Source organism: Collinsella aerofaciens, assembly GCF_028207065.1.
Taxonomy (GTDB): Bacteria; Actinomycetota; Coriobacteriia; order Coriobacteriales; family Coriobacteriaceae; genus Collinsella; species Collinsella aerofaciens_AR.
This window is the reverse complement of record NZ_JAQLFP010000003.1, coordinates 74,909-99,481: the sequence shown is the minus strand read 5'-3', so window position 1 is coordinate 99,481 and position 24,573 is coordinate 74,909. Positions and strand designations below refer to the sequence as shown.

At 58.7% G+C, this 24,573-nt stretch carries 22 protein-coding genes and 1 riboswitch; of the genes, 6 read left to right on the top strand and 16 right to left on the bottom strand.

Annotated elements, in window-relative coordinates; translation table 11 throughout:
* Positions 1-321: 321 nt before the first annotated feature.
* The 9 genes from PMX72_RS02075 to rnd form a co-directional block, all read right to left on the bottom strand.
* Positions 322-1,500 (bottom strand): acetate/propionate family kinase, encoded by a 1,179-nt coding sequence (locus tag PMX72_RS02075; protein ID WP_271729337.1) that lies wholly within the window; start codon positions 1,498-1,500, stop codon positions 322-324.
* Between the two features lie 163 nt (positions 1,501-1,663).
* Positions 1,664-2,842, bottom strand: a complete 1,179-nt coding sequence (locus tag PMX72_RS02070; protein ID WP_117583927.1) for an acetate/propionate family kinase — start codon at positions 2,840-2,842, stop codon at positions 1,664-1,666.
* 120 nt (positions 2,843-2,962) lie between these two features.
* On the bottom strand, positions 2,963-4,123 hold the full coding sequence (locus PMX72_RS02065) for an MFS transporter (protein WP_271729338.1): 1,161 nt from the start codon (positions 4,121-4,123) through the stop codon (positions 2,963-2,965).
* A 119-nt stretch (positions 4,124-4,242) separates the two neighbouring features.
* Positions 4,243-5,133 carry a LysR family transcriptional regulator gene (locus PMX72_RS02060; RefSeq protein ID WP_117735757.1) on the bottom strand — a complete coding sequence of 297 codons (891 nt, stop codon included), beginning with the start codon at positions 5,131-5,133 and terminating at the stop codon, positions 4,243-4,245.
* Between the two features lie 41 nt (positions 5,134-5,174).
* Complete coding sequence (locus PMX72_RS02055; RefSeq protein WP_117564389.1) at positions 5,175-5,510, bottom strand: histidine triad nucleotide-binding protein; 336 nt, start codon at positions 5,508-5,510, stop codon at positions 5,175-5,177.
* 49 nt (positions 5,511-5,559) lie between these two features.
* A complete protein-coding gene (xseB, locus tag PMX72_RS02050; protein WP_006234311.1) occupies positions 5,560-5,826 on the bottom strand; it encodes an exodeoxyribonuclease VII small subunit in 267 nt (88 codons plus the stop codon).
* A gap of 42 nt (positions 5,827-5,868) precedes the next feature.
* Positions 5,869-7,320 carry an exodeoxyribonuclease VII large subunit gene (xseA, locus tag PMX72_RS02045; RefSeq protein ID WP_334203746.1) on the bottom strand — a complete coding sequence of 484 codons (1,452 nt, stop codon included), beginning with the start codon at positions 7,318-7,320 and terminating at the stop codon, positions 5,869-5,871.
* Positions 7,321-7,435: 115 nt separating this feature from the next.
* Entirely contained in the window at positions 7,436-8,140 is a 705-nt protein-coding gene (locus tag PMX72_RS02040) for a zinc metallopeptidase (protein WP_271746123.1), read from the bottom strand.
* A gap of 239 nt (positions 8,141-8,379) precedes the next feature.
* A complete protein-coding gene (gene rnd, locus PMX72_RS02035) occupies positions 8,380-9,513 on the bottom strand; it encodes a ribonuclease D (protein WP_006234315.1) in 1,134 nt (377 codons plus the stop codon).
* Between the two features lie 98 nt (positions 9,514-9,611).
* Between rnd and PMX72_RS02030 the strand changes: the two genes are divergently transcribed.
* The 5 genes from PMX72_RS02030 (at position 9,612) to PMX72_RS02010 (ending at position 16,350) form a co-directional block, all read left to right on the top strand.
* Positions 9,612-10,529 (top strand): diacylglycerol/lipid kinase family protein, encoded by a 918-nt coding sequence (locus tag PMX72_RS02030; RefSeq protein ID WP_117773928.1) that lies wholly within the window; start codon positions 9,612-9,614, stop codon positions 10,527-10,529.
* Between the two features lie 410 nt (positions 10,530-10,939).
* A complete protein-coding gene (locus tag PMX72_RS02025; RefSeq protein WP_271729339.1) occupies positions 10,940-12,742 on the top strand; it encodes a C69 family dipeptidase in 1,803 nt (600 codons plus the stop codon).
* Positions 12,743-13,160: 418 nt separating this feature from the next.
* Positions 13,161-13,733, top strand: a complete 573-nt coding sequence (locus PMX72_RS02020; protein WP_271729340.1) for a hypothetical protein — start codon at positions 13,161-13,163, stop codon at positions 13,731-13,733.
* 126 nt (positions 13,734-13,859) lie between these two features.
* Positions 13,860-15,611, top strand: coding sequence for an ABC transporter ATP-binding protein (locus tag PMX72_RS02015; protein WP_271729341.1), 1,752 nt, complete (start codon positions 13,860-13,862; stop codon positions 15,609-15,611).
* Entirely contained in the window at positions 15,604-16,350 is a 747-nt protein-coding gene (locus PMX72_RS02010) for an energy-coupling factor transporter transmembrane component T family protein (protein ID WP_022094111.1), read from the top strand. Before PMX72_RS02015 ends, PMX72_RS02010 begins: the two co-directional genes overlap by 8 nt.
* A gap of 125 nt (positions 16,351-16,475) precedes the next feature.
* Here PMX72_RS02010 and PMX72_RS02005 read toward each other — a convergent pair whose 3' ends face one another.
* Together PMX72_RS02005 and PMX72_RS02000 are read right to left on the bottom strand one after the other, a co-directional pair.
* The gene (locus PMX72_RS02005; protein WP_271729342.1) at positions 16,476-17,222 is read right to left on the bottom strand and encodes an aspartate/glutamate racemase family protein; all 747 of its coding nucleotides are present in this window, start codon (positions 17,220-17,222) and stop codon (positions 16,476-16,478) included.
* An 84-nt stretch (positions 17,223-17,306) separates the two neighbouring features.
* Positions 17,307-18,563 carry a carboxylate--amine ligase gene (locus tag PMX72_RS02000; protein WP_099431498.1) on the bottom strand — a complete coding sequence of 419 codons (1,257 nt, stop codon included), beginning with the start codon at positions 18,561-18,563 and terminating at the stop codon, positions 17,307-17,309.
* A gap of 422 nt (positions 18,564-18,985) precedes the next feature.
* Between PMX72_RS02000 and PMX72_RS01995 the strand changes: the two genes are divergently transcribed.
* Positions 18,986-20,119, top strand: coding sequence for a coiled-coil domain-containing protein (locus PMX72_RS01995; RefSeq protein ID WP_099431497.1), 1,134 nt, complete (start codon positions 18,986-18,988; stop codon positions 20,117-20,119).
* Positions 20,120-20,156: 37 nt separating this feature from the next.
* Here PMX72_RS01995 and PMX72_RS01990 read toward each other — a convergent pair whose 3' ends face one another.
* The 5 genes from PMX72_RS01990 to PMX72_RS01970 form a co-directional block, all read right to left on the bottom strand.
* A complete protein-coding gene (locus PMX72_RS01990) occupies positions 20,157-21,536 on the bottom strand; it encodes a serine/threonine protein kinase (RefSeq protein WP_158567817.1) in 1,380 nt (459 codons plus the stop codon).
* Between the two features lie 98 nt (positions 21,537-21,634).
* The gene (locus PMX72_RS01985; protein WP_117635411.1) at positions 21,635-22,057 is read right to left on the bottom strand and encodes an XRE family transcriptional regulator; all 423 of its coding nucleotides are present in this window, start codon (positions 22,055-22,057) and stop codon (positions 21,635-21,637) included.
* A 32-nt stretch (positions 22,058-22,089) separates the two neighbouring features.
* Positions 22,090-22,533 carry an FxLYD domain-containing protein gene (locus tag PMX72_RS01980; protein ID WP_271729343.1) on the bottom strand — a complete coding sequence of 148 codons (444 nt, stop codon included), beginning with the start codon at positions 22,531-22,533 and terminating at the stop codon, positions 22,090-22,092.
* A 164-nt stretch (positions 22,534-22,697) separates the two neighbouring features.
* A complete protein-coding gene (locus PMX72_RS01975) occupies positions 22,698-23,021 on the bottom strand; it encodes a hypothetical protein (RefSeq protein ID WP_147357138.1) in 324 nt (107 codons plus the stop codon).
* A gap of 2 nt (positions 23,022-23,023) precedes the next feature.
* The gene (locus PMX72_RS01970; protein WP_271729344.1) at positions 23,024-24,211 is read right to left on the bottom strand and encodes an N-acetyldiaminopimelate deacetylase; all 1,188 of its coding nucleotides are present in this window, start codon (positions 24,209-24,211) and stop codon (positions 23,024-23,026) included.
* A 145-nt stretch (positions 24,212-24,356) separates the two neighbouring features.
* Positions 24,357-24,525, top strand: a riboswitch (Lysine riboswitch).
* The last annotated feature ends 48 nt before the right edge of the window (positions 24,526-24,573 follow it).

Below are 24,573 nucleotides of genomic sequence, written 5' to 3'. Positions count from 1 at the left end.
CTGATGGTGTCGACGTCAATGGTATACGGGCGCATCATCGACGTCTTCAATACAGACAATATCAGTGCGGAATGTTTTCAGGGGTTAGCCCGTACGGCCTTCTACTGCTACGAAGCATTCAGAGCATCTGGAGTGGACGGCGGCTTGGCTACGAGCTGGGGCTGAGGATCTGAATGAATGGGTCCTGTTGCTGAGAGCACATGCGTTTGGGATCGATCACTTTGGATCCGAAAGGCGGAGTGCGGCCGCCGTCCCCCTGACAACAAAAAGGCCTCCGAAGCCGTTTGCTCTGGAGGCCTTTCGTTTAATTGCAAATGAGCGCTAGTTGTTCGCGGTCAGGCGCTCGACGTCGTGGGCGATCATGTATTCCTCGTCGGTGGGGATGACCATGACCGTGACGGAAGAGCCGGCGGCGCTGATGACCTGCGGACCGTTGCCCACGGCCTCGCGGTTCTTGTTGTTGTCGATGCGCACGCCCAGCCACTCGAAGCAGTCGCAGAAAGCCTTGCGGATCGACCAGTCATTCTCGCCGATGCCGGCGGTAAAGGTAATAGTGTCCACGCCCGCCATTGAAGCGATCATGGAGCCGGCCTGCTGCATGGCCTTGTAGGCGAACATATCGAAGGCGAGCAGGCAGCGCTCGTCGCCCTCGGAGGCGCGCGTACGGATGTCACGGGCGTCGTTGGAGATGCCCGAGATGGCAAGCAGACCAGACTGCTTGTTCATCATGTCATCGACTTCCTGATAGCTGTAGCCGCCCTCGCGCTGCAGGTAGCACACGGTAGCCGGGTCAATGGAACCACAACGGGTGCCCATCATCAGGCCGTCGAGCGGCGTGAGGCCCATCGTGGTATCGCGGCATACACCGTCCTCGATGGCGGCAAGCGAGGCGCCGTTGCCCAAATGGCACGAGAGCAGGCGGTGGCAGCGCGAGCCCAGGATCTCCTTGGCCATCATCCACTCATAGCGGTGGCTTGTGCCGTGGGCGCCGTACTTGCGCACGTGATACTTGTCGCACACGTCCTTGGGCAGGGCGTAGGTGTACGCAACCTCGGGCATAGTCATGTGAAACGAAGTATCGAAGACAGCCACGTTGGGCAGCTCCGGATACTTCTCGCGACAATACTCGATTGCCGCTGCCTCGCCGTAGTTGTGCAGCGGGGCAAGCGGTGCCACCTCGAGAATCTTAGCCATGACCTCGTCGTCGACGACCGCGGAATCATCAAAGTACCAGCCACCCTGAACGATACGATGCCCAATGCCATCGATCGTAAAGTCGGTCTTCTCGAGCTCCTCGAGCACGCGCGCAATGGCGCAGCGATGATCGGGAAAAGGAATCTCCTCGGTCTGCTTGGCACCACCGTTCTCGGAGTGGCCAAAGATGCCCATGTCCGAGCCGATACGCTCGCAGTTGCCCTTGGCGAAAACCTCGCGGGTATCGGTATCCAAAAGCTGATATTTAAGGCTCGAGCTGCCGGCGTTGACAACAAGTACGTTCATGAGACTCCTTTGCAGTGCGATACGGTCGGCGCAGACCCCTTAAGGCGGCCGCATGTTAATAAGAAGTTATCACAACTTGATAAATAGCTATCAGGCATATCGCTCAACGAGACGAAAGAGGGGCTGAACGGCGCTCGGTCGTCCAGCCCCTCCCCTCTTGCAATTACTTGCCGTTGACGATGCGCTCGACGTCGGAAGCGATCATGAACTCCTCGTCCGTGGGGATGACGAAAATCTTGACCTTGGAATCCTTGGCAGACAGGCACCAAGCGCCGTCACCACGCAGGGCGTTGCGGGCATGATCCATCTTGACGCCCATAAAGGCCAGGCGGTCGGCAACGCCGGCGCGGACGGCCGGAGCGTGCTCGCCGATGCCGGCGGTAAAGACCAGGGTGTCCATACCGCACATAGAAGTGGCCATCTCGGCAGCCTTGGCGGCAATCTTGTAGACGAACATATCGAAGGCGAGCTGAGCCTCGGGGTCGCCAGCGGCAGCGAGCTCCTCGACATTGCGGCAGTCGTTGGTCTTGCCACCGGTCACAGCCAAAAGGCCGGACTTCTTGTTCATCATCTCGTCAACCTCGTCGAAGGTGTAGCCGCCCTCGCGCTGCAGGTAGCACACGGTAGCCGGGTCGATGGAGCCACAGCGGGTGCCCATCATGACGCCGTCAAGCGGGGTGAGACCCATGGTGGTGTCCATGCACTTGCCGTCCTCGATGGCGCACAGGGAGGCACCGGAACCGATGTGGCACACGACGACCTTGCGGGCCCCGCCGTTGGTCATCTCGGCGACCTTCTTGGAGATGTAGCGGTAGCTGGTGCCGTGGGCGCCGTACTTACGAATGTGCAGCTTGTCGCAAACATCCTTGGGCAGAGCGTAAGTCTTGGCGACCTCGGGCATGTTGAAGTGGAAAGCGGTGTCATAGACCGTGACGTTGGGCAGGTCGGGATACTGCTCCAGGCAGTACTCGATAACGTTGGCCTCGGGGTTATTGTGCAGCGGGGCGAGCGGAGCAACCTCGCGGATCTTGGCGAGGACGTCCTCGTCGACGAGGGAGGAATCACCGAAGTACCAACCGCCCTGAACGATACGGTGGCCGATACCCTCGATCTTGACGCCGTTGGCCTCGAGGTCCTTCAGGACGACCTCGATGGCGACCTTGTGGTCGGGGAACTCGATGTTCTCGGTCACCTTCTTGGAGCCGTTGGCAGCGTGGGTGAAGGTGCCGCCGGTAAAACAGACGCGCTCGCAGGAGCCCTTTGCGGACACCTTGTGGGACTTGGTATCGATGACCTGATACTTAAGGGTCGAAGATCCTGCGTTGACGACCAGAACGTTCATGTGTCTCCCTACTAACAGGCGGTGTGGCGCCGCCAGGTTACATACGCTTCAATAATAAACCCAAACGCCCTCGCGCTCGGGTTTATTGCGTTGATATATAAGTTATCGGTGCCCAAATACTCATGACCTTTGGCGTGTAAGACGAAATAGCGCGGGGATATACACAAGGGAAGAAATCCCGAGCGCGACAAGCAATACGACTCGAATGCCCGCAACGCTACTCAACACAGCGTTGAGCAGATAGAAAAGAACGGCACCCACCGCCACCATCTGGCTTTGAACCGAAATCAGTGAACAGCGCATCGAAGAATCGGCTGCCTTTTGAAAAATTGAGTATTTAATTGGAGCAAATAACGAGTACGCAACCGTCTGCAGCACATAGAACACGGGCAGCAAATTAGCCGGAGTAAGGGGAATCAAAAACAAAGCTGTCAGGAAAAGGCGCACGATGCCGCAAATACGCGCAAAGCGGCCCTTGTCGACATGAGCAATCGCACAGGGCACAATAAGTCCCATGGAGGCCGAGGCAAGGAGCTGGACCGCAATGGTCACACCCGAAGCGACGGCATTCATTCCGCGACCCGCAAGCAGCAGTGAGAAAAAGTCTTCCAGGGCGACAAAAGCAAATGCCTGAGAACAGTCCATGATGAACGCTGAACGAAGAATGCCATTACCCGCAATAGCGGCACCGATCATCTTCGGGCTAATCCCATGTTCAGGTGTCGTCGCAGTGCCCCCTCTTCGCATTTCAGGAATGCAGACAACGACAACCAACGTCAACACCATTGCGATGATATCTGCCGAAAGACCAATGAGATATGCACCGACGGACGAAATGAAACCGCCCACGCAAGCGGAGATGGCATAAGAGGCATAGAAAACAAATCGCTCAACGACATTAAGTCTTACGAGCTGGTCCTGAGAGACGCTGTCAATGTAAATCGCTTCTATAGATCCGCTCACACATGCAACGGCAAAACCCTTGAGAGCGAACGCACCGATTAAAAGCAGAGGAGAACGGACGAGAAGCAGGGCGACATAGTATCCAAGCATTCCCACGACGCCAACGAGACCACTTGTCTTTCGTCCAAACCTATCAGCAATATAGCCAGTGGGAACTTCAAGGATGAACTTGCTCACTTGGTATGCAATCATCATGCTAGAAATCGCCACCATCGAGAATCCGACAAATTCAAGGTAAACCGTCAGAAAATACAAAATGGTGCTGAAGTTCGACAGAAAAACGAACGTCATATAAAGCAAAACCGTACGGTTTTTCATGCTCCACCCTCCAAGAGTCAGCAATCTAAATCGGAATCTTGGAAAAGCATGAGGGCAAAGCTGTCAGCTATGTGTTACAAGGCGTCAATAATCACTTGATGCCTCGAAGCCAATTAATCTCACGAAGCAAGATGACGCAATAGGTGCAGAAAAACCGTCTGGTGTCGATCAGTCCAGGCATTTTGTCGATAGCAAAAGTAGATGGGCAAGGCTACGTCACGCGAACCTTCAATGGAGCACTCGCTCACTTCCAATACATCTGATGCGAGAGAAGAGCCAGAAAAACTCAATATCAATCCCCCGGCTTGAAGAAACTCAGTCTGCGCCCTGTTTCCGTATTCAACATCACGGAAGCGAAAATTGACGAGCTGGGCTTCGGGACATTGATTGATTGCATTGAGACAGGGCGACAAATTAATGGGAACAGCGAGCCTGCCGCCCAGTAACTCGCGAATGGTCATGGCGCCCACAGATTGATGACCCGCTGGGCATGAAAGAACCTTGAGCTCCTTTTCACCCAAATATTTTGAAGAAAGGACGCTGTCCCGTGGTTCCTCGAATGAGATAGCCGCATCCGAAATGCCAAGCACAAGTGATTCAAAGCATGTAGCCGTTGGCTGATGCCACACATCAAGGTGAATCTGAGGGTGCGAGCGTTCAAACGAGTCATACCAGCTTTCGGCAAAAAGGCGCCCCCGCCCATGAAGGCAGGGGGCGTAAAGACGAAAGTGGCCATCGGGCGAAACGCCGTCGCCCCTCGATTGAGCGTACTTTTTGAGATCGTCGACTTGTGCCAGGATCACGCGCGCACGACGCGCAAATTCTCTGCCCGCCGGAGACAAAACAGCCTCCCCCGCCGATCGGTCGAGCAAAACAATCTGATACTCAGATTCCAGCTTTTTGATTGCCGACGAAACGGCCTGCGGACTCACATGAACGGCGCGGGCTGCTTTGCGCACGCCGCCATAGTTCGCTACCGCTTGAAGGTATTCGAGTTGAGAAAGCTGCATAGATTACTCCAAAGGCAGCCAAGTCGACGGGCCAAGCGCCCTCAGATGAGGTTCTCGCCCAGGTTTTTGCCGCCGAGGACGTGCATGTGGAAGTGCATGACGGTCTGGCCGGCGTTGACGCCCTTGTTGGAGATGACGCGGAAACCGTCCTCCAGACCCTTGGCCTTGGCGACCTCCTGGATGGCGTGAGCTATGGCGCCCATGGTCTCGGCGGGTACGTTGTCGGCGATGTCGCTGTAGTGCTTCTTAGGGATCACGAGCGTGTGGACCGGCGCCTGCGGGTTGAGGTCGTCGAAGGCGATGACCTGGTCGTCCTCATAGACAACGGTCGAGGGGATCTCGTGGTTGGCAATTTTACAGAAGATGCAATCGCACATAGCTGGTTCCTTTCTTACAGACCAAGGTAATTATATTTGGTCGAGATGCTTAGAACGAAAGGTTATCATCGGTGTTGGCGGCCTCGCCGTCGGCGAGCACATCGTTGCCGTCGACGTCCTTAAGGAGCACCGAGACCTTCTGCTCGGCATCGGACAGGCGGGTGCGCAGGCTTTTGAGGAGCTCGACGCCGCGGGTGTAGCTCTCGAGCGACTCCTCAAGCTCCATATCGCCCGACTCCAGGCTGCGGATGATGAGCTCCAGCTCCTGCGAGGCCTGCTTGTACGTAAGCTGCTCGACCGGGGTCTTCTCTGCCATATCTGTTTCCTTTCCTAAGGGTCTATCACTGCGAAACGCGGTCTACTCGACCGTATCGACCGTTGCTGCCACGTTGCCGTCTGCCATGCGCACGCGAATGGCGTCGCCAGGCTTAAAGGTCTTGGCACTCGTAGCCACACCATCATCGCTGTACGCGATGGAATAGCCGCGAGCAAGCACTTTGAGCGGCGACAGGGCATCGAGCGACGCTGCCGCACGGCTCAGGTCGGACGCTGGCTTGCTGAGCATCGTGCGCCCTTGATGCTCTAGGCGGGAACTCGCAAGCGTGAGCGCATGGCGCTTACCATCGAGCCCCGAGGTGCTTGTAATCAGACGCTCGGGCAAGCGCTCAAAGTTGGAGCGGAATGTCCCGACCGAGCGTACTATGGCGCCCGACAGGCGATCGGCAGTCAGCGCAAGCTCCGATTCGCGACGCTCGACCATAAATGTGGGGTCGTTGAGGCACGGGCGACACGCAGCGGCATCGAGCGCATCACCCAAGCGAGCCGTATAGGTATCCCAGGCACGGCGACCGCGCTGATCGAGCATCTCCAGGTCGACCTGGGCCGACCCAATCATCGATGCCATCGCGGCACCCAGACGCTGATGGCGCGCCTCGAGCACATCGGCCAACTCCGTCATAGCCGGCGCCACCGATTCTGCCGCCGCCGTGGGCGTGGAGGCGCGTCGGTCGCTCACCATGTCGCAAATCGAGGTATCGGGCTCATGGCCAATGCCGGTCACCACGGGCACAGGACAAGCCGCCACCGCGCGGGCAAGCTCCTCGTCATTAAAGGTCATGAGGTCCTCAAAGGAGCCGCCGCCGCGCACCAGCAAAATACAGTCGGGCGCCGGCGTAATGGAAGCGGCGCGGCGCAAGCCATCAATGAGCTCGGCCGGCGCACCCTCGCCTTGAACCTTGGCGCCCACGCAGACAAGCTCGACGAGCGGGTTGCGACGGCGCAGCGTACGCTTGACGTCGTCGATTACCGCACCGGAAAGCGAGGTGACGACCGCCACGCGTGAGCAAAACACCGGGATGCGGCGTTTGCGGGACTCGTCCATCAGTCCCTCGCGGCGTAGCTTTTCGGCCAACTGCGCCACCTGTTGACGCAGCAGACCCTCCCCCGCCAGCGAAAACGAGCGAGCGACAAAGCTCATGCGGCCCGTGGCCTTATAGAGATTGAAGCTGCCCTTAAAGCTCACCTGCATGCCGTCACGCAGATCGAAGGTACGCTTGAGATAGGCGCCCTTCCAGATGATGCAGTCGACGGCGGCCGAGTCGTCTTTAATCTGGAAGTAGCAGTGGCCGCTTCGGGCATTGGGACCACGGAAACCCGTGACCTCGCCCAGGACGGTCAGTTGCGGAATAGCATCGAGCGCACCGGCGGCGATCTCTACCGCCTGGCTCACGCTGAGCTCTTTACGCTCTTGCTCGTCCGAACCGTCGAACTCGGCGGAAACGCTATTGCCGGTTAGATTCCAGCCTGCCACGCAGCCTCCTTTCGTCATCGTGCACAAAGGCTCTGGCCCTGCGCAAATTCAAGTCCAACACATAGTACAGCGCCGCGGGGACACAAATTCCCGCGGCGCCCAGCGACCCAATTTGTTATCGGTTGGAGTTTCTGTTGTAGCGAGCCATAAGATAGAGCAGCTGAATAATCGAGGTGAACGCCGCAGCCACATAGGTAAGCGCGGCGGCCGTCAGCACCTTCTTGGCACCGTTGACCTGCTTGGAGCTCATACCCGACTGCTCAATATACGCCACGGCGCGCCGGCTAGCATCAATCTCGACCGGTAGCGTAACCAGTTGGAACAGCACGCTAAACGAGAAGAAGATCAGTGCGAGGGTCGTGAGTCCCGCGATGTTCATAAACAGGCCCATGAGCAGCACGATGGTCCAAGTGTTCTGGGTAAAGTTGACGACCGGCACGAGGGCGGTGCGTACCTTCATCATGGCATAGCCGCTTTGACGCTGCGCGGCATGGCCTGCCTCGTGACAAGCGACAGCAACGCTTGCGACCGAGCCGCCCGAACGGTTGGAATCCGACAGATACAGATTGTTGTCCTGCGGGTTGTAGTGGTCGGTAAGCTCACCAGCGACGCCCTTGATACCCACGGCATTGCAGCCGTTGGCGTCGAGCATGCGGCGAGCGACCGTGGCGCCCGTGTCGCCGTCCGAGCGAACCTTGGACCACGTCTTGTACGTCGAATTGATATAGCTCTGCGCGGCAAGGCCAAGCACCGTGCAGACAAGAACAACCAGCAGGTACAGCGGGTCGATACCAAAGCCGTATCCATAGTAATAGGGCATGCGAATTCCTCCGAATCGAGTTACACGTTGGAGGCATTCTACCCACTCGCCCAGCAGGCAAATCAACATCGATGTTTTGGCAATGTCAGCGAAAACGGCCGAGAGCGAGCAAGGTGACGTGAAAGAGAAGCGACGCGTACTTTGGTACGCGAGCGACGATTGAACGTCAGATTGCTCGCTCTCGGCCGTTTGCAGCGTCGAGCTGTTACGCGGTTTGGTAAAACCGCGTAACTATATACCTATAACAACTCAATCTTTCCGTCCTTCACGGTGAGCCCCATATTGCCGGAAAGCAGATCGTCCAGGCGCGAACCCACAAGCTCAAAACGCCAGCCTTCACGCAGGGGGCTCTGCTCGGGATGCTCAATGTAGTCGGCCAGGTCATCGCGCGAGGCAATAACCGAGGTCGCCACTCCCGAGCGTTCGGCAACCAGGCGGATGAGCGCATACATCAGGTCCGTCACGCTCTCCAGCTCCGGCGAGATCTGACGGTGCCCGCGCACCATGAGCGGCAGGCGATCGTGCGGGCAGCTCGCGCCGCGCTTGATGGCCATGAGCGCGCCGTCCACATCGCGCTCCCCCAACTGGTCGGTACCGCGAATGCTACGGAACTCCTCAACGCGCACGGGATTGCGCTTAACGAGCGCAAGCAGCGTGTCGTCGGACATGACCCACTTGCGCGGGATGTTACGGCGCTCGGCGCGGTCCTCGCGCCAGGCGGCGAGCTCGCGCGCGATGCCCAACTGGTGACGGCTGCACGAATTGATGCGTTTGACCTTACGGAACGCCTCGTGGCGATCGGCGCGATAGTGCGACTCGTCAGCCAGCGGGCGCAGCTCGTCGAGCACCCAGTCCACGCGGCCCAGCTCGCGCAGGCGGCTCATCATCTCGGTATAGGCGACGATCAGGTACTTGACGTCATCGATCGCGTACTCGATCTGTTTGTCGGTCAGCGGGCGACGCGACCAGTCGGTCAGCGACTCGGTCTTGGGCAGCGAGACGCCGCAAAACGTCTGCACGAGCGCGCCGTAGGAAATCTGCTGGCGTTCGCCCAAAAAGGCGGCGGCCACCTGCGTGTCAAAAATCGGACGCGGCAGCACGCCCACGGTATGGAGCATAACCTCCATATCCTGCGAGCAGGCGTGGAAGACTTTGGTCACGCTCTCGTCGGCCATAAGCTCGGCCAGCGGCGACAGGTCGTCGATCACCAGAGGGTCGACCGCGACGCTCTCGGCAGGGGTGGCAATCTGAACCAAACACAGGCGCGGATGGAACGTGCGCTCGCGCAAAAACTCGGTATCGACGGCAATCGCGTCAAACTCACGGGCGCGCTGGCAAAAGTCGAGTAGAGCCTGATGTGTGGAAATGTACATATCAACCCATCGAATAAGGTTAGGCCCGAAAAACACGGGTAGGATAACGGCATTGTCTTACAACTATACTCGGTTAGTCACAGAACGGGAACGTAAGTATGCGCTGCCTTATCATCCACAACCCGGCATCGGGCCCCAGCTCAGATGAAATCTACGCATTCACGCACGCCCTCGCGCAGGGCGGCGACGAGGTCGTGATGCGTTTTATCGGCGATGGCATGGAACCCGAGGACGCCGTGGCAGACGTGCGCGAGTTTGATCGCGTGGTGATTTCGGGCGGCGACGGCACCGTCTCCAACGTGCTCGACCAGATGCGCGGATGCGGCGTCCCCACGCTCGTCTTCCCCTCCGGCACGGCCTGCCTGTTCTTCAACAACATCGGCAATGCCCCTGAGGCGGCGGCGCTTGCCAAGGCTTGCCGCGCCGGTCGCACGGTCAAAGTGGACATGGGCGAGCTCTTTTGGCTCGACGAGAACGGCAGAGAGAAGCGCCACGGCTTTATCATCATCGCCGGCTCGGGCTTCGACGCCGAGATCATGATGAAGGCCGCTCCCACCAAAAACGACATCGGCGAGATCGCCTACTTCCTCTCCGCTCTCGCCACGCCCAACCCCACGGTGGCGCACTTTACCATTGAGCACGACGGCATTGTCGAGGAGCTCGACGGCATCTGCTGCATGGCGGGCAATACCTCGGTCATTCAAAACGACATCAACCTGTTCCCCGACTGCCGCATGAACGATGGCATGGTCGATATTGCGGTCATCGAACCCGTGCGCACCGTTCAGCTGCTGCCTACTGTGATCACCGCTGCGCTTGACCCCGCCGGTAAGGTACTCGGGCGCCCACAGTTCAAGATCATCCAGACCAAGGAAGCCAAGATCACCTGCACCCCGTCACTGGGCATGCAGTTCGATGGCGAGATTATCTCCAGCAATTCGGGCGTCTTTGGAGCCCGCGCGCTTCCGCAATGCCTCGACCTCATCGTCGACGAATTCTCCCCGCTCGGAAAATAGGAGGACCCTATGAACGACAATCCCCTGATCGGCTTTATTGTCATCGTCTTGGCCATGCTCGTCGGTTACGCCATCAACGTGATTCACCGCCGAAAGAAGTAAATCCACATTGGTATGATATTCATCCAGTTATCGACTCTCCCGCTGTTTATGCAAATCCTAAACAGCGGGAGAGTTTTCTTTTTGACCGCCGTCTAATGCTTTATTCAGCTACAGTAAATGCAGGGTGCCTTTATTTAACTAAAGCCATAAAATGAGTATTATTATCCGTTCATCGTATATTTCTTCACGCTCATCGAGCAAAGGCTGTTGTCGAGTGAATACTCTTTACACTTCCTTTAGGCTAGTAGATGTATTTATTAGCTGAAACTCCGTACGGTTTCGCGGGGTTTCAACAGTTGGGAGGGATTATGAGGTTTACTCATCCTGTCAACACGCTCAAGAAGCTCGGCTGCGGCCTTGCGTTTGGAGCAGCGGCTATCATGGCCATGCCGACTTCGGCACTCGCCTGCACCCAGATCTACATGGGCAGCAAGCTCACGGCAGACGGCAACACGTACTACGGCCGTTCCGAGGACTTCGGTCCGCGCTACATCAAGCACTTTGGCATTGAGCCCGCACACAAGGACGGCAACGAGTACACCTCGGTCGAGTCCGGTTTTGAGTACAAGTCCAAGGGCGCAACCTACCGCTACACCTTCGTTCGCGACAACCCCTCGCAGTGGGAAGATCGCTACGACGCATATTCCGAGGCAGGCATCAACGAGAAGGGCGTCTCCTGCTCTGCCACGTTGAGCACCTCCTATAACGAGAAGGCCGAAGAGGCCGACCCCATCACCGAGGAGACTGGCATTGGCGAATACAACTACGCCAGCGTCATTCTGGGCGAGAGTGCCACGGCCCGCGAGGGTGTCGAGCTCCTCGGCAGCCTGATTGACGAGCAGGGCGTCTGCTCCAACGACCAGATCATCATTGCCGACAACAACGAGACCTGGTTGTTTGCAGCGCTTTCCGGCCATCAGTGGATCGCCATGAGGCTCACTGACGATATCGCCTCGCTCAACCCCAACATCGGCAACCTCACCTATGACGTCGACCTCGACGACACCGAGAACTGCCTCCACTCCGAGGGCATCGAGTCTATGCCTAAGGAGAAGGGCTTTGCCGAGTACACCGACGGCAAGTTCGACGTCGCCAAGACCTACGGCGAGGAGATTGGCGAGGCCGGCATGCACCAGTGGTCGCGCTATATCCAGGGCCGCGATTACTTCATGGCTCCGCTTGCTGAGGGCACCGACTACGAGATCGTCAAGGACGAGCGCGAAGACGCTCGCGCGACGACCGGCGCCCTGGTCCACGAAATGCAGCCGCTGTTCTTTACGCCCGGCAAGTCCGACTGGAACACCTTTGAGATGATTCGTTCCTTCGCCGCTCGCGGCGAGAATGTCGCCGGCCTCAACGCCAACACCGACGGCGCCTATGCCATCGGCTCCAACCGCAACACCGAAATCCACACCTTCCAGATCCGTCACGGCATGGACCCCGAGATCGCGACCATCCAGTGGGAGATGCTATCCAACGCCGAGTTCTCCGTCGCCATCCCCCTCTATTCCGCACTGCTCACCGAGGTCAGCCCCTACTTCAGCGATCAGGATGTCTCCTTCGATCACTGCGAAGAGGAAGACGTCGTGAACAACGAGGAGCCCAAGAACTCCATCAACTACGTCCTCATGGACATCAACACGCTCGCCTATGAGAACCGCGACCACTGCGCCGCCGGCGTCCGCGCCTATCTCGACGCCCTGCAGAAGGAACTCATCGAGCAGAACCTGACCGTCGACGAGGCCATGCAGGCCGAAGAAGGCACCGAAGCCCGCACCGCCCTGGCCAACAAGGCCGGCAAGGCTGCAACCAAGAACACCTATGTTAAGTGCAAGGCCATGCTCGAGGAGATGCGCGACTACCTCCAGGAGGGCGATTTCTCCGAGGAGTTCGTCCCGAGTGACTACGATGCTGACAACGACTGCCTGGTCGAGTCCATCACCTACGCCGACGAGGCCCTTTCCGATGAGGACGTGGCCGAGCCCGAGGCCGAAGAGAAAGAGGTCACCGAGGAGAAGTCCGAGGGCAACAACATGGCCGCCATGGCCGTTGGCGCCGTCGTCATCATCTGTGTCTGCGCCTACGTGATCTATCGTCGCAAGAAGGCCTAAGACTCTCACGTTCTAAAGGAGGGCAAGACAGCGCGAGCAGTCTTGCCCTCCTTGTCCGTCATTTGACCGGCGGGAAACACCGGCGGGAAACCCGCCTGAAATCTTTTCAAAAAAGATTTCCCCGCGCATATTGCACTGTGCTATAGTGCAGCGCAACAGCAATCAGGTGCTACCGCGCCATGGCATCACGAAAGGAGCCACCGACATGAAGAACGCGATGACGTCTCTCAACAACTGGTGGTGGCGTGATGCGAATACGATCGGTCGACGGTGAGTCCCTCACGCCTGTTTTTGCGCTCTAGGTGATTGGAAGGCCTCCGGTTTCGACCGGGGGCCTTTTTCTATCTCGAGCCCGATCGCATTCGCATCACGCGCCTCCGTTTTTTCTTGCACTCCCCTTTTTGAAAGGACTTTCACCATGTCTCAGAACACCACCGCCGCCCAGCCCCGTACCGTCCAGACCGCCGACCGCGGTAAGCTCGATATCCGTGCCCTTGTCCTGCTCGCCATCCTGCTTGCCGCCGGCTTCATCCTCAACTTCACCGTCGGCAAGGCCATCTCGGGCATCTCGGGCGGCATGATCAGCCCCGAGTTCATCATCTCGGCCTTCTGCCTCACCATCCTGGTCATTCGCCCCAACATTGGCCAGGCGCTCGTCATCGGCCTCATCTCGGCCGCCGTGATCCAGATCACCACCACCTCGCCGTTTGTCGATTTTGCCGCCGAGGGTATCGCCGCCATGCTCATGGCCGCCATTGTCAACGCCGCTGCTAAGGGCGGTCAGGTCAAGCCCGCCGTCGCCGTTGTCGCAACGTTCGTGACCACCTTCGTCTCGGGCGTCATCTTCATGGTTATCAAAATGGCCATGCTCGGCGTGGTGGGCGAGCTCGCCGCAGCCATGCTGCCCGTCGTCGCCATGACCGCCGTCTTTAACGCCATCCTGGTCGGCGCCCTCTATCTGCCCATTCAGAAGGCCCTGAAGCTCAACTAACCTGCTCGGCTTTACGAGCCATCCCGACGCTCCACCAGCAAAGACTGTCCCAAACAACTAGCTCTTGGGGACGTTCTTTAACGACTAGTCATGTAAGAACGTCCCCAACGACTATGAAAGGTATTCATGGAAACGATCATCAGCGTCGATGACGTCTCGTTCTCATATGGCAGCGCACCCGAGCCCGCGCTCGCCCACGTGTCGTTTAATGTGCATCAGGGCGATTTCATCGGCATTATCGGTCCTTCGGGCGCCGGCAAGTCCACACTTGCCGCCTGCCTCTCGGGCGCCGTGCCTCACCACTACACCGGCACCTTTTTTGGCTCCGTCACCGTGGACGGCCACGACACCTGCGAAGCCTCGCTCACCGACGTGTCGCAAATCGTCGGCAGCGTGCTGCAGGATATCGACACGCAGATGGTCGCCTCGGTCGTCGAGGACGAGATGCTCTTTGGCCTCGAGAACTTTGGCGTTCCCCACGACCAGATCGAGCAGCGCGTGAGCGAAACGCTCGAGACCGTCGGCATCAGCGACCTGCGCGACCGCGAGATCGCCACCCTTTCGGGCGGACAGAAGCAAAAGGTAGCCATCGCCGCCATCCTCGCCATGCGTCCGCGCGTCTTGGTTCTCGACGAGCCCACCGCGGCACTCGACCCCGCCAGCTCCACGTTGGTCTTCGAGACGCTGCGTGAGGCAAACCGCACACTTGGAATCACCATCGTCGTCGTTGAGCAAAAGGTCGCCCTGCTCTCGGAGTACTGCAACCGCGTGCTCGTGCTCAACCATGGCGAAATCGCGCTGCAGGGCGAGCCACACGAGGTTTTCGGGCATACCGACGAGCTCCGTGCCATCGGCGTCGACTGCCCTCGCGTCACGCGTATCTTCAATAGCCTCGAGGCCGATGGCCTGGTAAGCGGTACCCCTTGCTTGGATGTCGATGAGGCCGAGCGCCTGATTTCGGGCATTGTCGACCCCGCACACGCGGCCAGCGAAGCCCAGGCGCCCGCCGGCTCCCCGCATGCACCGTCGTTGCGCCCGCACGCCAAGGACGCCGAGCCCGTGCTCACCTTCGATCACGTTGAGTTTGCCTATCCCAATGGCGGCGCCGCCGTACACGACCTCAACCTGACCCTCTATCCCGGCGAGCTCGTGGGCATCGTCGGCCAGAACGGTGCCGGCAAGACCACGCTCACCAAGCTGCTCACAGGCCTGCTTAAGCCCGCCTCGGGCAGCGTGCGCGTTACGGGGCTGGACACCGCAGCCGTTCCCACGAGCCGCATCGCCCGCGAAGTCGCAACCCTCTTCCAAAACCCCGACCGCCAGATCTGCAAGGATACCGTACTCGACGAGGTCGCTTTTGGCCTGGAGCTTGCCGGCATCGACCGTGCCGAGGCTCTGCGTCGCGCTCGACTCGTTATCGACCGCTTTGGCCTGCCTGCCGATGAGGCACCTTTCTCGCTTTCGCGCGGCCAGCGACAAATGGTGGCGCTTGCCTCCGTCGTAGTTGTTGAGCCCAAGATCGTCGTGCTCGACGAGCCCACGAGCGGCCTTGATTACCGCGAGTGCATGACCGTCATGGAAACGGTGCGCACCATGGCCGAGCGCGGCTGCGCCGTGATTATGGTCTGTCACGACATGGAAGTCGTTTCCGACTTTGCCGAGCGCATTGTGGTAATGGCCGACGGTCGCATCCTCGACCGCGGCCGCACGCACGAGCTATTCTCGAACATCGATCTCATGCGGCGTGCCTACGTGGAGCCTCCCCAGGTTATTGAACTCTCGCGCCGTCTGGCACCTTCCGTCTCGCCCGCTTTTGCGCAGGTGAGCGAGGTCACCGATGTCGTTCGAATTACCAAGGAGATGGTCCACCGTGGTTAACGTCATCGACTACATGCCGGGCGATACGCTACTGCATCGTTTGAACCCCGTCGTCAAACTGGGCCTCGCCGCCGCCATCATCGTCGGCATCTTCTTGTCCGACACCTACGTGGCGCTGCTGGGCTTTTTGGCACTCACCCTTGCGCTGGGTGCCTATGCCGGCGTCGTCGACCGTCTGTTCTCGTTGCTCAAGTTGCTGATTCCGCTCGCGCTTATCATGCTGGTGCTCCAGCTAGCCTTTATGCGCGATGGCAACGTGGTGTGGGGCTTTATCACCGACACGGGCCTCATCACGGGATCGAAGGCCTGCCTGCGCCTGCTGGGCGTGGCGTTACCACTCATCCTCATGCTCATGGTGACCAAGCTCAACGACCTTGCCAACGCCTGCGTCGAGGTGCTGCACGTGCCGTATCGCTATGCCTTCACCTTTACCACGGCGCTACGCTTTGTGCCGGTGTTTGGTCAGGAGATGAACGCCATCATGGAAGCGCAGACCGCACGCGGCGTCGAGTACGACACCAAGAACCCCATCAAGAAGCTTAAGCTCATGCTGCCACTGTGCGTGCCACTGCTCATCTCGAGCGTGGGCAAGACCGATGCCACAGCCTTGGCGGCAGAACAGCGCGGCTTCTATCTGCGTACACGCGCCAGCTCGTACAAGCGCTACCCCATCAAGGGCCTGGACATCGCCGTGCTCATCGTCAGCATCGCCCTCATCGCCATCGGCTTCCTGTTCTAGTTCGCCACCGGCAGCAACCGCCCAACGCAAAAGGCCTCGGCTCGCACCAAACGAGCCGAGGCCTTTACTGTTTCACCAGATAAAACCTACCAAAATTAACCTGTCCTTTTTTGACAGGTCGGAAGCTAGAGGCGGTAGGGGGCGCCGCTGCGGATGATGGATTCGCGCACCAGGACATCCATAGCATCGAGGGTGATCTCGGGCATCTCTCGATACTTCTGCAGCACCGATAGCTCGGTGCAGGCCAGAATGACACGGTCGCAGCCGCTACGGGCGAACTCCCACATCACACGGTCGAACTTATCCATATCGGGCTCACGTCCGGCTTTCACATCATCGTAGATAAGCGACATCACATCGTTCTGACGTTTCTCGCCGGGATAGACGACCTCCACACCCGCAGCCTCGCATTCGCGGCCGTAGACGCCCGCGCCCACGGTTCCGTCGGTGCCCATGATGCCAATCTTGCGCACCGGCTCGGCCGGCATACTCAGGTTGGGGTCGAACTCGCACTCCCCCATCACCGCACCCGCAAGGGCATAGCGCACCGACTCACGCGGCATGTGGATAATCGGCACCTTCGTAAACGACTGGATCTGGTCGTAGAAGTAGTGTGACGTGTTGCAGGGAATGGCAATGTGCGCACAGCCCAGCGACTCGAGTGCCTGGGCACACTCTTTCATGGTCGCCAGCAGCTTGGCGTGCTCGCCAGTCTTAATGGCCAGCGTGCGGTCGGGCATGGTCGACTTGGAGAGCACCACCATGTCGATATGATCCTGATCGCAGGCAGCAGCCGTATGACGCACTACCTGGTCGTAGTAATACGACGTGGCCTCGGCGCCCATGCCGCCGATAACTCCCAGCTTTTCCATCGCCGCCTCCTTGGTGACGCTTGCGCAATTGCGCGTATCATACCCGCGCCCGCCCGATGTAAACCGGACGGGCGCCGCACTCATCTACTTGTAATACGTCTTGAACAGCTTAAAGTGGCGCAGCTTGGTGTGCCACATGCGCAGCCAGCGGTTAAAGACAAAGTCGCCCTTCATAAACGAAGGGTCGGCGCCCTTGCCTTCCTTGTCCAGGCGATGCACCTTAGCGCGCAGCTCGGGATCCTTGACGTACTTGTCGACGACGCCCATGGGGACGACCATCCACAGCGCCTCGTCCTGCGCCGTCACAAACTCCGGCTCAAACGGGCGGTTGAACACATACTCGTCCACCACATACTTGGCAACGTTAAAGCCGCTGTTAGTGACGTAGTAGTTGCTGCGACCTTGGCGCGTGTTGAAATCGAAGAACTTAAACGAGCCGTCGCGCTCGTCGTACTTAACGTCAAAGTTGGAATAGCCCACAAAGTGAAGGTCCTCGAGCAACTTGCGCACGCCGCCCATGAGCTCGTCATTGGGCTCGGTGATGATACAGGCGTGGTTGCCGACACCGTGAGGCTGATGCTCCTCGAGCAGCACGTGACCCAGGCACATCATGCGCACCTTGCCGTTGCGGTCGGAATAACTGGTGAGCACGCGCATGTACTCGTCATTGCCGGGCACGCGATCCTGCAAGATCAGGTCGTCGGTGTAGCCGCTGGCATACGAGTCGCGAATGACCTGTTCCAACTCGGCACGGTCGGCAATCTCATAGGCCTTTTTCTGGCCCTCGAACTCGTGCTGCCACCACATGATGCCGTCAGAAGGCTTCAGAATCATCGGGTAGGGAAAATCGATCTGGTCGAGCACTTCGGCAGGCGCCTCGCCTTGGGCGTTCAGCATCGCCATGGTGAAGGTAAAGGTATGCGGATAGGGCACGCCATGCTTCTCGCACAGCTCGTAGAAGATCTCCTTCTTCTGACACTGCTCAAGCATGCTATAGGGAGCGTAAGGCGCGACGATGTTATCCGCCAACTCATGGGCATCCTTGGCCTGAGCCACGAGGGCAACATAGTTATCGCCACAGCCCACAAGGACAATCGTCTTATCGGCATGCGCTTGGGCAATGCCGTTGACGGTCCTGAGCATCACGGGCATGGTATCGATATCCACGTTGGGCGTGTAGTCGATAATCTGGCTGCGGTACGCGGGACCCGTCTGGTACTTGCCAAAGACCAGGCTCTTGACCTGGTACTCCTCGTAGAAGGCGCGCGCCACCGAATAGGCGTTGATGTCGCCACCGAGCAGCACGGGAATGAACTCGCGCTCTGTAAACTGCAATGCCATGGAAACTTCCTATCATGAACTGCCCACACAACGGGCGGTCTTTGCGCAACTGATTTATTCTAGCGTGCCAAGCCGCCGGCGCCCAAAGCTCCACCGTATCTATGGCAAACAAGGCGAAGCAGTTTGCCTGCTCCTCCGCCGCCCATGCCGGGCATCCACGTCGTCAAGTCTCATTTCTTGCCCACGATTGCATCTTTCCCCACGTGAGGCGACTTTTGATAAACAAAAACCCTCTCGGACAGGCCCCCGTAACGTTAAAGTTGAACTCTATGGTTTCTCAACAATTCATCATAACTGCAGGTCAAAGCCAAAGCCTCAAGTTCAACTTGACCCTTTGGAACCTTTAAGGTTCAAGTTGAGGTCGAAAGCAGTAGTAGAATACCGTTCGAACCATAACCTACGATTGATTGCAGAGGGACTGGATGCAGCATTCGAATCATCGCGCCGCAGCGCTCATTGCGTCGAAGCCGGCTCGTATCATCACGAGCGCCGCGCTCGCCGTTGCGCTGACGGCCACGCCGATGCTCTCCCCCGTTGCGGCGTATGCCGCCTCGCAGGCAACGCAGGACCAGCTTTCCGCAGCGCAGCAGAAGATCGAAGCCGCCACGAGCGCCTACAACGACGCCCGCACCAAACTCGATGACCTGCAAAAGCAGATTGACTCCAATGAGGCAAGCATCGAGGAAATCGAGGCTAAGCTTCCCGAGCAGCAGGCCAAGGCAAGCTCCGCCATGCGCGATCTGTACAAGTATCAGAAAGGCACCAATCCCATCGTGAGCTTCCTGGTCAATGCGCAGAGCCTGGGTGAGTTCATCACGACCTGCAAATACACCAACCAGATCACGAGCTCGAGCGTCGACGAGATCGAACAGCTCAATAACATGCAAACCGAACTCGAGCAGAACAAGGCTGAGCTCCAGCAGGCCAAGTCTCAGCTTGAGGCAGAGCAGAAAAACGCCGAGGATGCGTTGGCTCAGGCCCAGCAGCTCCGCAGCGAGGCGCAGGCAAAAGCCGAGCAGGAAAATGCCGCCGAGCTTGCCAAGCTTGAGGCCGATAAGGCCGCCGCCGCCGAGAAGCTCTCGGGCGAGGGCGTAAGCGGCAGCAATTCCAGCAGCCAGGCCACCAACACCAACACCACCATCGACACCACGGTGAACAACGCCAATACCGGTAGCTCCGATTACGATTCGTTCATCAATGAGTGGACGAGCCGCATCGACAATTATCTCGCCGGCTCCCCCATGGCAGGCCAGGGCTATAACTTTGCCGTCGCCGCTTGGAATACCGGTGTCGACCCCCGTTGGTCCCCCGCCATCGCCTGCATCGAGAGCACCAAGGGTGCTTATTGCGCCAATTCTTACAACGCCTGGGGCTGGAGTGCCCGTGGCGGCGGTTGGCGCAGCTTTGGCAGCTGGAGCGAGGGCATCTCCGCTCACGTTGCCTATCTGGGCGCCAACTACGGCTCCACCCTTACCCCGGCAGCGGCCAAAAAGTACTGCCCGCCCACGTGGCAGGACTGGTACAACAAAGTCGCCGCTCAGATGAACCGCATCTAAGCGCAACTGCAAAGGGCCCCAATGGGGCCCTTTTCTTTTAGGTAGCGGAGGTATCGACGACGCCGGTCGCATTGGCAACCGCGACTATGACGATCATGCATAGGAGCAGCACACCCAATGCCTTGAGCCAGAGTTTCGCGAGTTTCTTGCCGCGATAGCTGTCGAGCAGTGCGAATCGCCGACGAAGACGGCGCTTATCGAGCAGCACAAAATGCATAAGCACCATAAGGCCATCAACAAAGAAAAAATACTCGATTATGAGAAACCACGTCGGGTAGCTTTGGTTTGCTCCCGTGGGGTGAAAGACGGCAAAGTGACTTCCGGCAAAGAACACAAGTAGGGAGAAGCAGACAAGCGTATTCCAAATGCGCCCCAGAGACTCCGGAACGCGAGAGAGCAGACCGCATGCAGCGGAGGCGGCAGGCCTAGGAAGCCCTGCGGGGTTCTGGAGCCCTTGGAGCATCAACACCGTCTCCGAGGCCGGAGTACGGACAGGCGCAGGCGCAGGAGGCCGCACGGGGCGGCTCAGATCGTATGCCGCGCGCGTCGCCCGTCCCAATGCCTCCGCACTCGCAAAACGCTTGGCCGGGTCGAGCGCCATCGACATGCAGACGGCATCGGCAAGTGGAGTGGGAATGCCACGCGCCTCGCATTGCTCGCGCATGTCGAGCCCTGGTTTAGGGTCGACTCCCGTCAAGCAGAAGAACAACAGGGCGCCAAGTGCGTAGACGTCGCTGCGCACGCTCGTCTGCCCAAACCCATACTGCTCGGGCGGCGCATAGGGCCGCGTGCCAAACTTGACGGTGTCGGCATCGGCACCATCGCGCCATACGCGCGCAATCCCCAAGTCGATAATCACCAGCGACGAAAACGTCAGGCCGTCATCAGACGTATAGTTGGCACCCGTCACGATGATATTCGACGGCTTGAGGTCGCGATGGATCACCGGCGCCGACGTCTCCCCCGCCATTGCAAAACCGGCGTGGAGCTCGCCCACGGCATCGCATAGGGCAGGATACAATTCACGTGCATAATCGGGGGTGGCTCCCAGACGGTCCACCAGCGCCCCGAGCGTCTCCCCTTCGATGTATTCCATAACCACGTTGAGCTCGTCGCCCACACGACGACAATCGACGATTCTGGGCAGGTGCTCAAAACGCCTGCCTGCCCGCTGAGAGGCAAACAGACGCTCGTATGCCCCGCCGATTTGAGCCGAAGCATCGATGCGTTTACGGACAAAGGGGCCGAGCGAACCACCGCCGGTTCCTTCAAAGTACACGAGCTCGGTTGTTTCAACGGACGAGCGCTTAAGTACACGCTCCACGCGATAGCTGTCGTCGCGACCGAGCGACGCCAGGTGCTCGGCAAGCGCTGCGGTCAGCTCGTCATCGGAATATGTTGTGGTCTGAGTATCCATAGCCTCCATCATAGCGCAGGGCGCAGACACCCCATGGCATCCGCGCCCCGTTCGCTTGCATCGTTGTTCGGCAGCCCCGCCGGCTCAGATATCAGCCGCTAACTCACCGTCTCCTCACCAAAGCGATACAGCTCCTCGTTAACCTTTTGGAGGCTACACCCGCGATCGATGCAAAAGATGATAATCGCATCACGGCGATCCTTGCAGTTAAGGACGCTTACCCCGGCAGCCGTCAGCGCACGGTTGGTCTCCTTGAGCGTCAGCGCCATCGCAAAGGCAATCTGCAGCACCTTATTGCGACTCGGGTGACGCGCACCGGTAAAGATCTGATAGCCAAAGGTCTCATTGAGATCGGCCATACGAACCACGCGCGAGCGCTCCAAGCCCTTTTCCTGCAGCAGCTGCTTCAGGTAGTCCGAAAGCGACGGGGCGGCAAAGTCGTGCTCCCTGATATAGCCATCGATGTTCGGCGCATCGAGAAGCTCATTGAGCAACTCCTCAGTCAGCTTTTTATCGGGCATACGACTTCACCTCCCCCAGTGCATGCAACATGCTAGAAACCGCTTACGTCCGAACGCTCCCAGCTAGCAACCTGGTCGGGAGACACCGTACCCAGCGCCTCGAACTTCCAGGAGCCGCCCGCCTTCAGATGATTGGTGTTTGCAAGAGCCGTTCCAACCTGGTTGCCATCGGCATCATACAGAACATACTCAATCTGAATGCAGCTCTTTTCCTTGTCCGTGTTATTGGTCAGCGTGCCCGTGATCTTATAGGCAAACTGATTGGAGGTGTCTTCAGCCTCATCAGCAATGGTATACGGTTCTTGCGGTTCTTTTTGCTCCTCAGCCTGCTGTGTCGCCTCGACAGGTTTTGCCGAATCGCTCGCAGACGAATCGGTTGAATTGCCACCCATAGAACCCACGGCACCGACGATAACCAGCACCACGATGACGCCTAGGACAATCTTGCCGATCGGCTTCTTTCCCTCTTTTGCCATTATTCATCCTTCCTACGATCCGGCTACCGTGCCGGCACACAGCACATCGTAGAAAGGATTGAACTTGAATTCATTAGCTGAGGGCTAAGGTTGCGGTAAACGGCCAATGCAGCTATCCAGACGCCGAGCAAACGCACTTTGCGTGACCGTCTGCTGGCAGCGCATCAACCCACCGTGACGGATTTCCCGGTAAAGGCACTGATCATCATTAGGACAAAGAACACCAGGTAGCTGATGCTCAATAGGTACGCAATGATCAGGAAGACGACCCAGCCGACATTGGTCTTACCGTCGGCGCGGCGCCGCTCGCGAGAACGGCACAGCCAGACCGTCACGCCGATGGCGGTGATAAACAGTACGAGTGCCGCCGCAGCCAGCCCAGCAAACACAAACATCACGCCAATGCTCACAGCGATGACCGGAAGCAGCAGCAAACCGCATCCGCATCCACCCGGACTATATACGGCAGACTGTCGGCGTCGTTCCATCGTCACTCCAAGCCAAGCAATCGTTTGTAGACATCGAGGCCTTTGAGTAGGATTTCCTCGTCAAAGAGCATGGTATCAGTGTGAAGGGCGCTCGTGGCATAGGCGGGACAGCCATCCGAATCGATCGGATTATCTTGTCCCTCCGGCACGCCCGTACCCAGGAGGAAGAACACGCCTGGCAGATGGCGCTGATAGAAAGCGAAGTCCTCGGCAATCAGCAAAGGCTCATCCACGAGTTGCAGCTCGGACAAGACAGGCGCAATGTGGGCGAACAGCTCGGGATCGTTATCGACCGGCGGATAGCCCTCGGCAAAATCGAGGTCATATGTGCAGCCCGTTGCGACGCAGGCATCGTCCAGCACGCGGCGCACGCCCTCGCGCGCGCGGTCGAACATGTCGTCCGTAAACACACGTAGGCTGCCGGCAACATGGGCCTCCCCCGCCACCGCATTGCAGACGGTGCCGGCCTGCAGCAGGCCGAACTTACCAATGCAGGGCTCGTCGACACCCAACTCGTCCATGAGCTCGCGCTCGGAAACCAAGAACTTGGCAGCCGCCAGCGCCGCATCGTGCGACTCCTCGACCGGAACGCCATAGGTCTTAGCGATATGGATGCTCGTGCCATGGATATGAATGTGTGTCTCACTCGAACGCGCCAGCAACGGACCGGAGCAGCTCGCCAACGTGCCGGCGGGCAGATCGGGCCACACGTGGAAGCCGAAGATGCGATCCACCCCGTAGCGCTCGAACACGCCGCTCTCGCACACCGTCTTGGCACCACCAGTCGTCTCCTCGGCCGGCTGAAACACAAAGAGCACATTGCGCTTAATGGCGCCCGGCTGCTCACGGATCGTACGGTCGACAAAGGTTGCCGCCGAAAGCGCCATGGCCATGTGTCCATCGTGCCCGCAAGCATGCATCTTGCCGGGATGGGTCGAAGCGAACGCTGCCCCCGTTGCCTCGGCAATGGGCAGCGCATCCATATCGGCGCGAATCGCCGTGGCATGCGCGGCGCCAACGCCAGCGTCGAAGAAAGCGCAGACGCAGCCGGGGCACGGATGGGTCACATCGCAGGTGAGCGGTGCCAACACGCCCTCGATATAGGCGATCGTCTGCGGAAGATCGAAGTCGAGCTCCGGGATCCTGTGCAAGTCGCGGCGGTAGCGACGGAGTTCTTGGAGCTCGGCCATATTGGTTCCTTTCGTAGGTGCGCGTCGGCTGCTATCTATTGTGCCGCAAGATTGCTACACCCTTATTTCCAGCATATCCCTGCATTTTTTAAACGTTATATACGAATACTCTTGTTTGGTAAAGTGCAACGTGGTAGGGTCGTTACCACTTGATAGAGGCGCGGGCACGAAGAGCCGCGGGCGAGCCGGCAGGCTTTGACCCCGCGGGGAGGCGAAACCCGCCGAACTGGGTTTTTCGGGCACGAACAGCCTGGTGGGCCTGCGGGAAACACCCGCAGGACTGTCTGCAGCAATGCGGGAGCGCTATCCGGACATTGGGTCCACGCTATGTGGATTCGATGCGCAGGTAGCGCCGTCTGGAT